At 68.6% G+C, this 12,093-nt stretch carries 8 protein-coding genes; 5 read left to right on the top strand and 3 right to left on the bottom strand.

Features of this window, described 5'->3' with window-relative positions:
- Nucleotides 1–155: 155 nt before the first annotated feature.
- Nucleotides 156–3,491: an AfsR/SARP family transcriptional regulator gene (locus tag ACZ4LX_RS07985; RefSeq protein WP_467640027.1), complete on the top strand. Its 3,336-nt coding sequence runs from the start codon at nt 156–158 to the stop codon at nt 3,489–3,491.
- A gap of 430 nt (nt 3,492–3,921) precedes the next feature.
- Here the strand turns inward: ACZ4LX_RS07985 and ACZ4LX_RS07980 are convergent, their stop codons facing one another.
- Entirely contained in the window at nt 3,922–5,481 is a 1,560-nt protein-coding gene (locus tag ACZ4LX_RS07980) for a hypothetical protein (RefSeq protein ID WP_467640030.1), read from the bottom strand.
- Between the two features lie 640 nt (nt 5,482–6,121).
- Nucleotides 6,122–6,595 carry a hypothetical protein gene (locus ACZ4LX_RS07975; protein ID WP_467640032.1) on the bottom strand — a complete coding sequence of 158 codons (474 nt, stop codon included), beginning with the start codon at nt 6,593–6,595 and terminating at the stop codon, nt 6,122–6,124.
- Between the two features lie 472 nt (nt 6,596–7,067).
- Here ACZ4LX_RS07975 and ACZ4LX_RS07970 point away from each other — a divergent pair, with 472 nt between their 5' ends.
- From ACZ4LX_RS07970 to ACZ4LX_RS07955, 4 genes are all read left to right on the top strand, one after another.
- A complete protein-coding gene (locus tag ACZ4LX_RS07970; RefSeq protein WP_467640035.1) occupies nt 7,068–8,426 on the top strand; it encodes a DUF6801 domain-containing protein in 1,359 nt (452 codons plus the stop codon).
- A 398-nt stretch (nt 8,427–8,824) separates the two neighbouring features.
- Entirely contained in the window at nt 8,825–9,169 is a 345-nt protein-coding gene (locus tag ACZ4LX_RS07965; protein WP_467640036.1) for a hypothetical protein, read from the top strand.
- Between the two features lie 273 nt (nt 9,170–9,442).
- Nucleotides 9,443–9,952, top strand: coding sequence for a SigE family RNA polymerase sigma factor (locus ACZ4LX_RS07960; RefSeq protein ID WP_467640039.1), 510 nt, complete (start codon nt 9,443–9,445; stop codon nt 9,950–9,952).
- 81 nt (nt 9,953–10,033) lie between these two features.
- Nucleotides 10,034–11,290, top strand: a complete 1,257-nt coding sequence (locus ACZ4LX_RS07955; RefSeq protein ID WP_467640041.1) for a hypothetical protein — start codon at nt 10,034–10,036, stop codon at nt 11,288–11,290.
- A gap of 164 nt (nt 11,291–11,454) precedes the next feature.
- Here the strand turns inward: ACZ4LX_RS07955 and ACZ4LX_RS07950 are convergent, their stop codons facing one another.
- Entirely contained in the window at nt 11,455–12,045 is a 591-nt protein-coding gene (locus tag ACZ4LX_RS07950) for a hypothetical protein (RefSeq protein WP_467640043.1), read from the bottom strand.
- Between the last annotated feature and the right edge of the window lie 48 nt (nt 12,046–12,093).

The following is a 12,093-nucleotide window of genomic DNA, read 5'->3' as shown; positions in this document are numbered from 1 at the left end:
TCGATTGGCAATTGCCCGGACTCATTCGCGTTCTACCCCGGTGCGACTTGGAATGACCATCGGGAAGAGAGCGGATCGAGCCAAGTATGGGGACGCCGCATGGTGGAATTCACGGTGCGATGTCATGCTCGTGGTCCATCCGACGGACCAGCGGGGTGCTGGTGCAGATCCAGATTCTCGGACCGGTGGGGCTGTGGCTGAACGGGCACTGGCTGGAGCTCGGATCGGACAAGGAACGGGTTTTACTGGCCGCGCTCGCGCTGGAGGCGGGCCGCCCGGTCTCCATCAGCGCGCTGATGGAGAGGCTCTGGGACGGCGACCCTCCCGAACGCGCCCGCGCGAACACGCACACCTACATCTCACGCATTCGCGGGCGACTGCGGCCTCCGGGTACGGAGCCTGCCGCACCCGGTCCCGCCGGTGCGAGTCCTGAAGCGCCCGGACCCGCCGGTACAGGCCCTGAGGCACCCACCATCGTCGGGAGGGCGCACACCTACACCTTGCGGGCCGGGCGTGACTGCGTGGACCGGCAGCGGTTCCAGCACCTTGTCGACGAGGCGTTCACCACGGACAGCGATGCGCGGGCGGTGGAGCTGCTCGCCCGTGCCGAGGACATGTGGCAGGGCGAAGCGCTGGCGGGCCTGCCCGGCCTCTGGGCGGCGGGCGTGCGTCGGACACTCGCGGAATCCCGGCTGAACGCCGGTATCTCACGCATCGCAGCGGAACTGAGGCTGGGGCGCTTCGCCGAACAGGTCGGGCGGCTCATCGCGTTGATCGAGCAGTATCCCGGCGACGAGACCCTGATCGGGCAATTGATGCTCGCGTACTACGGCAGCGGTCGTTACGCGGACGCGCTCCGGGTCCACCAGCAGGCCCGGCAGTCGCTCATGGCCGAGTACGGAGCAGTCCCCGGCGCCGAGCTGAACGCGGTCCACCAGGGCGTGCTGGCCCGGATACCGGCACACGAACTGGCGCACGGGGGCGGCGCTGAGCGAACACCCGCACCCCTCGGGACCGTTGCCACTCCGGCCATGCCCTCGCCGGAGGCACCGAAGCCCGCCGGGCTCCCGCCCGGTGTACCGCCACGCCGTAACCTGCCCCAGCAGCCCTCACTCGTCGGACGCCGTTCGGAGTTACAGGCCCTGACCTCGATGATCGCCGAGCAGAGCGGGCGCGGCGGGCCGGTCGTCACCGTGGAGGCCGTCAGTGGCATGGCAGGCGTGGGGAAGACCGCCTTGGCCGTCGCCACGGCCCACATGCTCGCCGAGAAGTACCCGGACGGGCAGCTCTACATTGACCTGCGAGGGCATTCACCTACCCAGGAACCGCTGGGAGCGGGGGCGGCTCTGGCAACGCTGCTGAGGCTGCTCGGTGCGCCGGCCTTCTCCATTCCGGCGGAGCTGGAAGGGCGCACCGCCCTCTGGCGGACCATGCTGGCAGAGCGCCGCGTGGTCATCGTCCTGGACGACGCGACCGGACCGGAACAGGTCGAGCCGCTGCTGCCGAGCGGATCACCGTCCCTGACGATCATCGCCAGCCGTCGCCATCTGACCGGGATACCGCAGGCGCTTTCGGTCCCGCTCGACGCCCTGCCGGAAGAGGACGCCATCTCGCTCTTCCGCTGCTTCGCGGGGGAGGAACGTACCAGCGACAGCGCGGAGATCGCGCGGATCGTGGGTCTGTGCGGATATCTCCCCCTCGCAATCGAGCTGGTGGCACACCGGTTCCGGTCCCGTACATCCTGGACGCTGACGGTCCTCGCCGAGCGCCTTGCCCGAAGTCCCCAACGGCTGAAGGAGATTCATAGCGCGGATCAGGAACAGGAGATGGCGCGGGCCTTCGCTCTCTCCTACCGGACTCTCACCGCACAGCAGCGGACCGCGTTCCGCCGCCTCGGGCTGCATCCAGGATCCGAGTTCACCGCCGAGGCCGCGGCCGCCCTGCTGGGCCTGCCGCAGGACACGACGGAGCGCCTGCTCGAAGGGCTGCTCGCGTGCCATCTGCTGGGCGAGCCCGTACCGGACCGCTATCGCTACCACGATCTGCTGCGTGAGTACGCCTACGGCCTGTCCCTCTCCGAGGACAGCGAGCGGGAACGCCGGCAGGCTGTCTGCCGCCTGGTGGACTTCTACGTCACGACAGCCGGCCTCGCCGATCGGACGGCGTACCCCCGACGCCTACGGACGCAGTCACCGGCGCCGCTACCGTCGACGCCTGACCTTCCGCTGCCGGACGCCGCCGCCGCACGGTCCTGGCTGGCGTCTGAACGCGGCAATCTGCTGGTCGTCGAAGACCACGCCCGACGCAACGGATCCCCCGGACCGGCCGCCCGGCTCGCCTGCGCCCTGGCAGGGTTCCTGCAGTCGGAGTGCTACTGGCAGGACGCCAGGAGGCTCTTGCGCCACGCCGTCGACCACTGGGACCGGACGAACGACAACGCGCCGGCGCTCTGCCGGGCCCTGATCGACCTGTGCGCGGCGGACGCGAGCATCGGGAACTACTCGCAGGCCGCGGCGGCGGGGGCGCGCGCCCTGGGACTCGCGCGTGAGCTGGACGACGGACCTGCCGAGGCTGCTGCGCTACGCGTCCTCGGCACACTGAACTGGCATCTCGGCGAGAATCGCAAGGCGCTCGTCCTGCTTCAGAAGTCTTTCGCCATCACGGCACTGTCGGGCGACATCTGGGACAAAGCGCGCAGCCGAAACAACATTGCGGTGACCTTGTTGTTCATCGGGGAACGCGACCGGGCACTCACACATTTCCACAACGCCCTCGATGAATTCCGGCTGGCAGGTGACGAGATCGCCTCTGCCCAGACGCTCAACAACATCGGAGAATTGCAGATGCAAGCGGGCAGGCTCGCGTCGGCCCGCCACTCCTTCAAGGAATCCCTACGCCTGCTGGAATCAGGCGGAAGCCGGTACGACCGTGCGACCGTACGCAGAAATCTCGCGGAATCCCTCATGGAGTCCGGCGAGTCGGCAGCAGCCCTCTCCATATTCAGCGAGACCCTTTCCGAATTCCGGGCACTCGGCGACCGGAAGAGTCAGGCGGAGACCCTGGTCGGAATCGGCGAGACGCACTGGCGGCTGGGGACGGTCGAGGAATCCGGCCGATATCTCCTCGAAGCCCTGGAGATCGCACAGACCATAGGAGCCGCCCACCACGAGGTCCAGGCCCTGCGCCGCCTCGGACGCGCGGACTTCACCGAAGGCCGCCTGACTGCGGCGACGGACCGACTGCGAGCAGCAGTGGCCCTCGCCATGCGGACGCACGACGTCGACGAGGAAACCGCCGCACGGACGCTGCTGGCGGAGGTGCGGCTCGCGGCGGGTGACGCCGATGAAGCACGGACGGAATTGCATCGGTCATTCGAATTGGTTCGACACCGGGACCACGCCGATGCGCGCAAAATCGGTCGCCGAATGATCGAAATTGATCATGAACGTAATAATCGGCCGCCCAATCGACCCGTCACGCGCGACGAATAGAACCGAATATCCAACTGGCATATTCATTTCGGAATGACGTTCGATCGTCTGATAGGTTCTTCCTGTCTCTGCAGATCAATGCGGGAAGGAACCCCTTGCACGTGCGCACAATCCTGGCGGTCACCACAATCGCCTGCTTGGTCGCCCTGGCGACAGGAACGATGACAGGCGTCGCAACGGCAGCTCAGGTGAACGACCAGAAGGACGGCTGCATCATGATATGGGCCCCGTCCGCGGCGGGTATGTCGTAGCACCCCGGCAACACCGGAGCATACGGACGGGTCAGTAGCAGACCCGCCACATAGACAACTGGCGGGTCCGCGCCGCTACTTGCCATGCAGGATGGTGAGCAGCGGCAGGTGCAGGCCCTCGGCGCCGGCCGCCGTGCCGTGAGTTGAGGGCTTCACCGCGGTTCGGAGAGAGTGCAGGCTCAGCGCTGGTAGGTGCTGCCCAGGTGCTCCTGGAGCCGCGCGTGGCGGAACTGGTAGACCGCGCCTTCCCGGCGCAGAACGCCTCGCGCGTAGGCGTCCCGCAGGAACGCGTCCAGGTCGCTCGGCAGCCGCCCCGCCAGGGGGAGCCAGATCCGGGCCAGCACCACCGAGCGCCCCCAGGCGGTCATGGTGCCGACGCCGAGGGCGACCGCGGAGCCGGATACGAGTCCGACCAGGGCCCCGGAGAGGAAGCTGTACGTCGCGAGCCCGTACAGGGCCCCGTATCCGATTCCGACCACCAGCCCGACGGTGGTGATCTGTTTGAGCACCGTGGCCCGGTTCGTGTCCAGCAGGTCCGACGGGGAGTCGAGATCCTTCCTCGGGATGACCGTCTCGAACCCGGCCCCGAGAGCGGCGACGAGGCCCAGCACGAGCCCCAGGCCGGTCGCGGTCACGAGCGCCAGTCCCGCGAACGGCACGACCAGGGGCCAGGGGACGCCCATCAAGAGGTTGAAGGCGCTTCCGCCCACGGCCCATACGACCCCGAAGAGCAGACCGCCGACGAGTCCGCCCCTTGTTCTGGGAAGGAAGTTCTTCCGGAGTCTTGCCTTCGTCTCCGTGTCCCTCCAGCTGTACATCCTGATCTCCAGGCGCGACGGTTCGAATATCGGGCCGCCGGCCTTCATCTTCGTGACGAACCCGTGCATGAGCCCGAACGTCAGCCCCATCGCACCGCCGTTCGTCAGGCCGGTGACGGCTGCCACCAGGATGCCGTTCAGGGGTCCGTAGCCGAGTGCGGTCTCGGCTCCGTACACGAGCCCTGCCAGGAGGCCGCAGGCGATACCGATCGTGACGCCGACCCGCAGTGTGACCCAGCGCAGCTTCATCGCGGTGCCCAGCCGCCACCACTCGATGTCGGAGGTCTCCAGCTTCGTCAGATGCACGGCAAGGTAGCCGAGCCATTTCCGGGCACGCTCGACATCCCAGCGAGGGTCCTCCCCCCGCCCCTTCGCCTCTCTTGCGGGCTTGTTGGGGAGATGGCGCTTGTAGGCGGTGCGGACGAAGAAGTCCAGGAGATGCTTCTCAAGGGCTTCCTGGCTGCCGAACTTCGCACGGTCCAGCAGGTCCGACGGATCATGATCGGGCAGCTTCCACTCATAGGCGAAGCGGGCGAGTGTGGTCATCAGAGGGGTGGCCAGCACGGTGGCGAGATCGTGACTGGCCCGGGTCTGGGGGTGGTGGCTCAACTCAGCCAGTACGTACGGCCACCCGACGCCGTCGGCCACGTCCGTCCCGGCGGCCGGACGCGTACCGGTGGCCTCGTACAGATAGCGGAGGGAGTCGCCCAGGTCGAGGTCGTCCAGTTCGATGGCAGCTGCGGAGGGCCTGATGTTGCTCCCGCGCCTCACGGCTTCGATCGCTTCGTAGCGGCTGGTGACCACCAGCGACATGGCGCTGCTGTTGAACTGAGTGACCGCGTCTCCGCGCATGTCGTCATCGGCGGCGATCTCGTCGAAGCCGTCAAGAATCGGCAGTACGTAGTTACCGGATTCCACCAACTCGGCGGCCCATGTCTTGTCTTCGGGCCCCGGACCGGGTGCTGCGAGAAAGGAATAGTCTCTCTCCAACCGACCGATCAACCAGTCGCGGAGATCGCTGATGCCGGGATTCCATGATCCAAGACTGAAGATCACCGGAACCGGTCCCTCTCCGTCAAGAGAGCGTTTCTCCAGGAGGGACTTCGCGAATTGCAGGGCAAGGACACTCTTCCCCGCCCCTGCCCGCCCCAGCACCATCAGCCAGCGGGAATCCTTCTTGGCCTTGTTCAGTGGATCGGCCAGGTCAGTCAGAGGAAATCCTGCTGTCCCGCTCGGAGTTGCGACGCTTGCATTCCCGTTGCCGCGCTCGCCCCAGATCACAGGCCGCCAGTGAACGGGCAGAGAGTCCCGATCCTTCAGCCGCAGCTGTTCCACTTCACGCGTGAGGCGCGACAGGACACTGGTCGTGAGTTGCCCGGCCATTTTCGCCAGTGGATCCTCTGCGGCCGGGCGAGGTCCGATCACGATTCGCTGGACCGCTTCGGCCAGCGCACCCGCAGCAGAGACCCCTCCGTCATAGAGGTTGATGAGAATGTTGACAGCCTCGTCGCCGCTACTGTTGATTCCTGTGCTGTCGCCCTCGACCAGGATCGACGGCCGATCAGGGCTGGGCATGGCGCGGGCCGTGTCCTTCGGGCCCGTCGCGAGACTCGCCGCGCATGTAGTTCCTCGCGTTGCTCCCCGTGGAGATGATCCCCTGGTTGTTCCCGCCGACCGCCACGCTGCCTGGCCCGCTGGCCGACACGGACGGGCGCGCGGGCAGCATCGCTGCCAACTCCGGAGCCATGGACGGGTCTTCCTCCAGAGCCATTCTGATCTGCATACGCAGCACACTCACGGCTTCCGGGTCCTCTGACCTCCGGGCCATGATGGCCACGGCATTCCTGACCGGCTCGGCGTCGGCGTCACGACGCAGGATGCGGCCGAGCAGCCGTTGCCCCAGCCGTACCGTCGCGCCGGCCGTCTCGTCGACCACCTGGTCCTCGATCCGGGCCAGCACACCGACGCCGTACGCACCCACCGCCGCTTGTACGGCGGGCACGACCTGGCCGAGCAGAGCGTCGATATCAGTCAACAGATCTCGTCCCCTCATTCGCACGCGTCCGTGTATTCCTGACGCAGGGACACATCAGCTTATTGCACAGGGCAGTTGGTTCTCAAGGTTTCAACAGGAAGGTACCGCTCCGGGTTGATTCGGGCAGCGGCATCTGCCCATGGCGTGATATCAACGGTGCCCCGGAGTACACCCCGCACGATGCGCATCGATACGCGTCTGTGCGGGCCTCCGAATGCCGTCATTCATGCCGGCGATCGCAAGGAACCGAGGGCCGCCCGTGTCGCGTCTTCCCAGAGACGGTACGGGCACGCTGAACGAAATCGTCCGGGCGCCGCAGACCAGGTGCCGAAGCTCATGACCTGAGCAGCATGTCCGCCCTCGGAAAATGCGAATCGTCCTGCAATCGAATGCCCGAACAGTGGTCGGAGTCGGACTCATGAGTATCAGGTGCAGCAGGTCAGGGATGGGGATCCTCCAAGGAGCCTTAACCGTGTCGGTCGTGGCAGCCGGGTTGGCGGGCGTCGCCGGGGCCGGAACAGCATCCGCTCAGCAGCTTTCGCGCACATTCGGCTACACGTGCACGCCGTTCGCGGCCGGCACCCATTCCTTCACGGTGAAGATCACCACGGCCCTTCCGGACCAGGTGCTGGTCGGACGGCCGGGCAGGACCCTGACCGTCCAGGCGGTGGCGACGGCGGAGGCGAGCGTCACGAAGTGGCTGGCCGACCAAGGCATGTCGGCCGTCAGCGGCACAGTGGACGCATCAGCCCATGTGGACGCGCCGCAGCAGAAGTTGGACATCGCTGCCCCGTTCACCATGGCCAGGACCACCGCGCCGGCGTCCGGGTCCTTCAAGATCAAGGCAAGCGCGCAAGTGACCACGCCCACGTTCGACCACCCGGGCAGGGCGACGGTCACGACAGGCGACATCGCCCTCCGTATCCGCGCGGAGAACGCGACGGGCTCCGTGTGGCTCCAGGCAGACACGACGTGCGGCCTGAACCCGGGCCAGAGCAACATCGTGACGTCCTTCGACATCACGCAAGCGGGTTCGAAGCCCTCCCCCGCTCCGAAGCCCCCCGCCACCCCGAAGCCGCCGGCCGGACCGGTGGGCTCCACCACCCCGGTGCACACCGACGGACCGGCGGCGTCCACCGCCCCGAAGCACGACACCGGTACCGTCGCCCCCGCCGCTCCCGGCCGGGCGAAGGAGCCCGTGGCCGCCGGCGCCCCGAAACCGGCGGTGCCGAAAGGCGCCGGGCCCGCGACGGAACCCGTGACCGGGCCCGGGGCGCCGCGTGCCGAGTCGTCCGGCGCGGCCGAGGACAACCCGGCTCTCGCGAAGCCGGGTTCGGCCGAGCCGACGAGCGTCGGCGCCCCTCCGGCCGCCGGCCATGAGCGCAGGGACCTCCTCCTGCTGGGCGTGGGCGTACTCCTCGCGTGCGCAGCCGCCTTCCTCCTGGGTACGCGGCTGAAGAACCGCCGAGCCGACAGTGACGACGGAGGGAGGCAACAGCCCCTCGACCCGAAGCCGGGCCTGCCCGCCGAGGGCGTCCCGGGCGGAGGGCCCGGCATCGGCCACCGTATGAGGGCGAGTGTCGCCTCGCGTCGGCCTCGTGGGCATGTCCACGGGGAAACGCCACACGGCAGCGCGGGCAAGGGTGTCGCGGAGAACGGCAATCTCCTGCTGGGGCGCCATGCGGCGAAGCAGTCCGGCCACCGGGCGTCCGGCACACCGGCGGGCGACGTCGCGGAGCTGAGCAGCCGGCTCCCGGATCTGCTGGAGGCCGAGGAGGCAAACGTCACGGCCCCCGAGGAGTCCGGCGCCGCCCCCGCCCGACGGGCATAGCGAACGGGCACGGTCCGGACCGAGGGCTCGACAGGGAGGGCCCTGTTGTCCTCTCCACGGTCGGCGCAGGTCAGCCGGTGCCGGCCAGAACATGTCGATACAGACCGGCACAGACCGGAACAGGTGGCTGTCACACCCGAAGGGCGGTGTGGCAGCCGCTGTCGGTTCCGGGCACGCACATCCGTCCTGGCCCCGTTCGCCGCATGCCTCCCCGGGCGGGCATGCGCCCAGCCCGAGCGAGGTCCGACAGGGCCGAATGCCACAGAGAAACGTTTCTCCATCCCTCGTGCGGGCGACGCGTGGCCTACTCCGCAGAGGGCACGGGCAGCGTTGGCCCTGATCTCCGTACGCCGTGCACCCACGGATCTCCGTACGTCCACGAGAAGGTGAACACCCCCATGCGTCTCCGCTCCACCCTGGCCGCATCGGCCGGCGCCGCCGTACTGATCCTCGCCACGTCCGGCTCCGCCGTGGCCGCCAACGGCCAGTTCCGCTACACGTACCTGACCTCCGACGGCTACGAGGCCGTCGGCTTCATGAATGACCCCGAGAGCGGTCAGTGCATCAACATCCAGGGGCCGGGATCCGAGCCGGGTACCGCCGCCTACGCACCCAAGAACCGGACCGACGCGGCGGCGACGGTCTTCCTCGAAGCGGACTGCGAGGGCGGCGCCTACTACACCCTGCGTCCGGGAGGCGGCGCCTCGGACCGGCTGCTTGTGCGCTCGGTCGTCTTCTCCTGACCCGGCCACGGAACCACGTAACGCCCGGCATCGCAGCCGGCATCACACCCGACGGACGTAGCACCACCACTGGACGTATCCGCAGCTCAGGAGCCGTGGAGCGACCCACGTGAGGGAAAGCCCCCAGCCCCATGGCCGGGGGCTTTCCCTCTGCCTGGACCACGCCGGCGCGCAGCACCGCCACCGCACCGCTTCCGTACGTCGCCGGCCCGGAGTGAAACACTTCCCGGCGGTCACCGCATCTAGAAGGGTGTAAGTGAGAAGGAGTGGCGGTTGAAGCAGTCCAAGGAAGGTGCTTTCCGTGAGTTCGCGGAGGCCCGCATGGGCCATCTGTTCCGTTCGGCGTGTCTGCTGACCGGTGGGGACACGCATCTTGCCGAGGATCTCGTGCAGGAGACGCTCGGCAAGATGTACACGGTCTGGGGGCGCGTCTCACGGGTCGGAAACCCGGCGGCGTACGCGCAGACCGTGCTTGTCCGCTGCTATCTCGGGCACCGGCGGCGCAGATCGGCGGGAGAACGGCCGAGCGGCGAGCTGCCGGACCGGGCCGGGGAGTCGGCGGAGGACGCGTCGTTGAGGATGACGTTGCTCGACGCGTTGCGTGGCCTGCCGCCCAAGGACCGGGCGGTGATCGTGCTGCGTTACTGGGAGGACCGGTCGGTCACGGAGACCGCGGAAGCACTGCATGTCAGCTCGGCGGCGGTACGCACCCGGAGCACCCGGGCGCTCGCCCGGCTGCGTGAGCAACTCGGCGGCAGCATCGGCGAGCTGGCGGCGCACTGACCCCGGCCGCGCACTGAATTCTCTTCTTCTTTCTTCTCATTCTTTCCTCTTTCCACAGGTGTGGGGACGGTGGTGGTCGGCATGCACGAAAACGGTGCGCGGAAGGACCGGGAGTCCTTCGAGAGCGGGCTCGGCGCGGCGATGAAGCAGACGGGTGCGGAGTTCTCCGTCGTGGGACGGCCGCTCGTGGACGGCGGGATCGCGCGCGGCCGGCGCCGGACGGTGCTGCGCCGCAGTGCCGCGGTGAGCGGGAGCGTGGCGGCGCTGGCCGCGATAGGGCTCGGCGGGTCGTTCCTCACGGGGGGCTTCGCCAACTCGCAGCACGGCGGCAACGGGGCGGCGGTGGGCGCACAGTCCGCGGAGAAGACCCGCACCCCCGAACAGCAGGTGTTCAGGACCCTCTCGGACCTGCTGCCGGAGGGGCACATCAGTGAGCAGCAGGGCCATGGCTCCGGCGGCTCCGGGGCCGGTTCGCATCCGCCGGCTGCCTCCGTCGTGTACGACGACGGCCACGGCAAGGCCGCCGTCTCGGTGACCCTGAGCAGGCAGAACCCGGACTCGAAGCTGACGGAGGACGAGCTCTCCTGTCCGGACAGGGTTCTGAACGCGTACGAGGCCTGCTCCGCCAGGACGCTGAAGGACGGCTCGCGCCTCGTGCTCTTCAAGGGCTGGGAGTACGCGGACCGAAGAGAGGAAACCAAGTGGTGGTACGCGGATCTGCTCACGCCCGAGGGCTACCGGGTCTCGGTCTCCGAGTGGAACGCGCCCGAGGAGAAGGGCGCTCCGGTCAGCCGGCCGGCCCCGCCGCTGTCGCTGGACCGGATGGCGGCGCTGGCACGGGCCGAGGAGTGGCGCCCGATCGCCGCGTCCCTTCCCGAGCCTGCCGAGCAGACGCCCACGCAGCCGGCCCCGCAGACCCTGAGCGGTGACGTGATCCTGGCCGAGCTGACCAAGCAGCTCCCGGGCGGCCTGACGGTGAAGGCGTCCGGGAAGCAGGAGACGGAGTACGCGTACGTCGTCGTGGACGACGGCCGGGGCAGGAGTTTCGTACAGATCAACGTCCAGCCGGGCATGTCCGGTGTCGAGGGTGATCTCTTCGGCCTCGACGCGGAGGTCCTGCCGGACGGCACGAAGGTCGCCACCCGTCAGGGTCCGGGCGAGAAGGGTGGCAAGGGCGTGAAGATGTGGCAGGTGGACACGATCCGCCCCGACGGGCTGCGCGTGTTGATCTCTGCGTTCAACGCGGCGGGCCAGGGCGTGGCCGCCGGCCGCAAGGACCCCGCGCTCAGCCTCGACGAGCTGCGGAGGATCGCCACGAGCAAGGTGTGGCAGGGCTAAGGGCTGTCCGGCAGGCCAGGAACGGTCCGGCCGGGCCAGGATGTCCCGTTCGGGTCCGGCCGGACGGCTCCCGCCCGTCGGAAGAAGGGCGGCCCACCGGTCAGAAGCCGGTGGGCCGCCCTGCCCGCGTGCCCCGGTGCTGAGGCGCTCCCCCCATCAGGTGCTCAACCGCTCGGGCTCAAGCCGCTCAGGTGCTCACCCGCTCGGGTCAGCCCATCCAACGGTCGCAGCTGCTTCTTCTCGGTCTCCGCCGTGCAGCCTCCGAGCCGCTTGCTGATCTTTCCCGTGCCGCCCGGGGTGGAGATCTCGGCGGTGAGGACGGTGACGTCCCGGCCGCCGTCGAGCGCCTTGTCGTAGGCCTTGCGGCGTTGCGGGGAGAGGCCGGCGCGGTAGGTGCCGTTCGGATTCGCCCGCCTGGCTTCGTCGGCCTTCTGCTGGATACGGCTGCCGTAGCCGTGTTCAGCGGCCCATGAGACGTCGTCGTTGACGTAGCCGGGTGACCGGCTCTCCTCCAGGCTCAGCCGTAGACCGGTCCAGTACGAGAAGCCCGCCCGGTTCATGCACCGCTTGGTCAGCACTTCGGTGGCGTCGGAGATCCGCAGCCGCTCGGCCTGCGTCGATCCGGGCTCCTGACTGTTCCGGGCGGACGGGGTCGCATCCGCCGGCCCCCGCCCGGAGCTGTCCTGTGCGCACCCGGTCGCGGCGGCCGGGACGACCGCCGCGACCGCACACGCGGCCATGAAACTGCGCTTCATGCCACTGCCCCCCGTTGCTGTGCCACCCCCGGTGGCACAGCAACACCA

This window comes from Streptomyces sp. NPDC026062, assembly GCF_055568375.1.
The sequence above is the reverse complement of the archived record's forward strand: the minus strand, read 5'-3'. Positions and strand labels throughout refer to the sequence as shown.

Excerpts from the sequence above, each read along its gene's own strand:
- ACZ4LX_RS07965 (WP_467640036.1), top strand. The coding sequence starts at position 8,825 with ATGCGTCTCCGCTCCACCCTGGCCGCATCGGCCGGCGCCGCCGTACTG.
- ACZ4LX_RS07950 (WP_467640043.1), bottom strand. The coding sequence starts at position 12,045 with ATGAAGCGCAGTTTCATGGCCGCGTGTGCGGTCGCGGCGGTCGTCCCG.
- ACZ4LX_RS07955 (WP_467640041.1), top strand. The coding sequence starts at position 10,034 with ATGCACGAAAACGGTGCGCGGAAGGACCGGGAGTCCTTCGAGAGCGGG.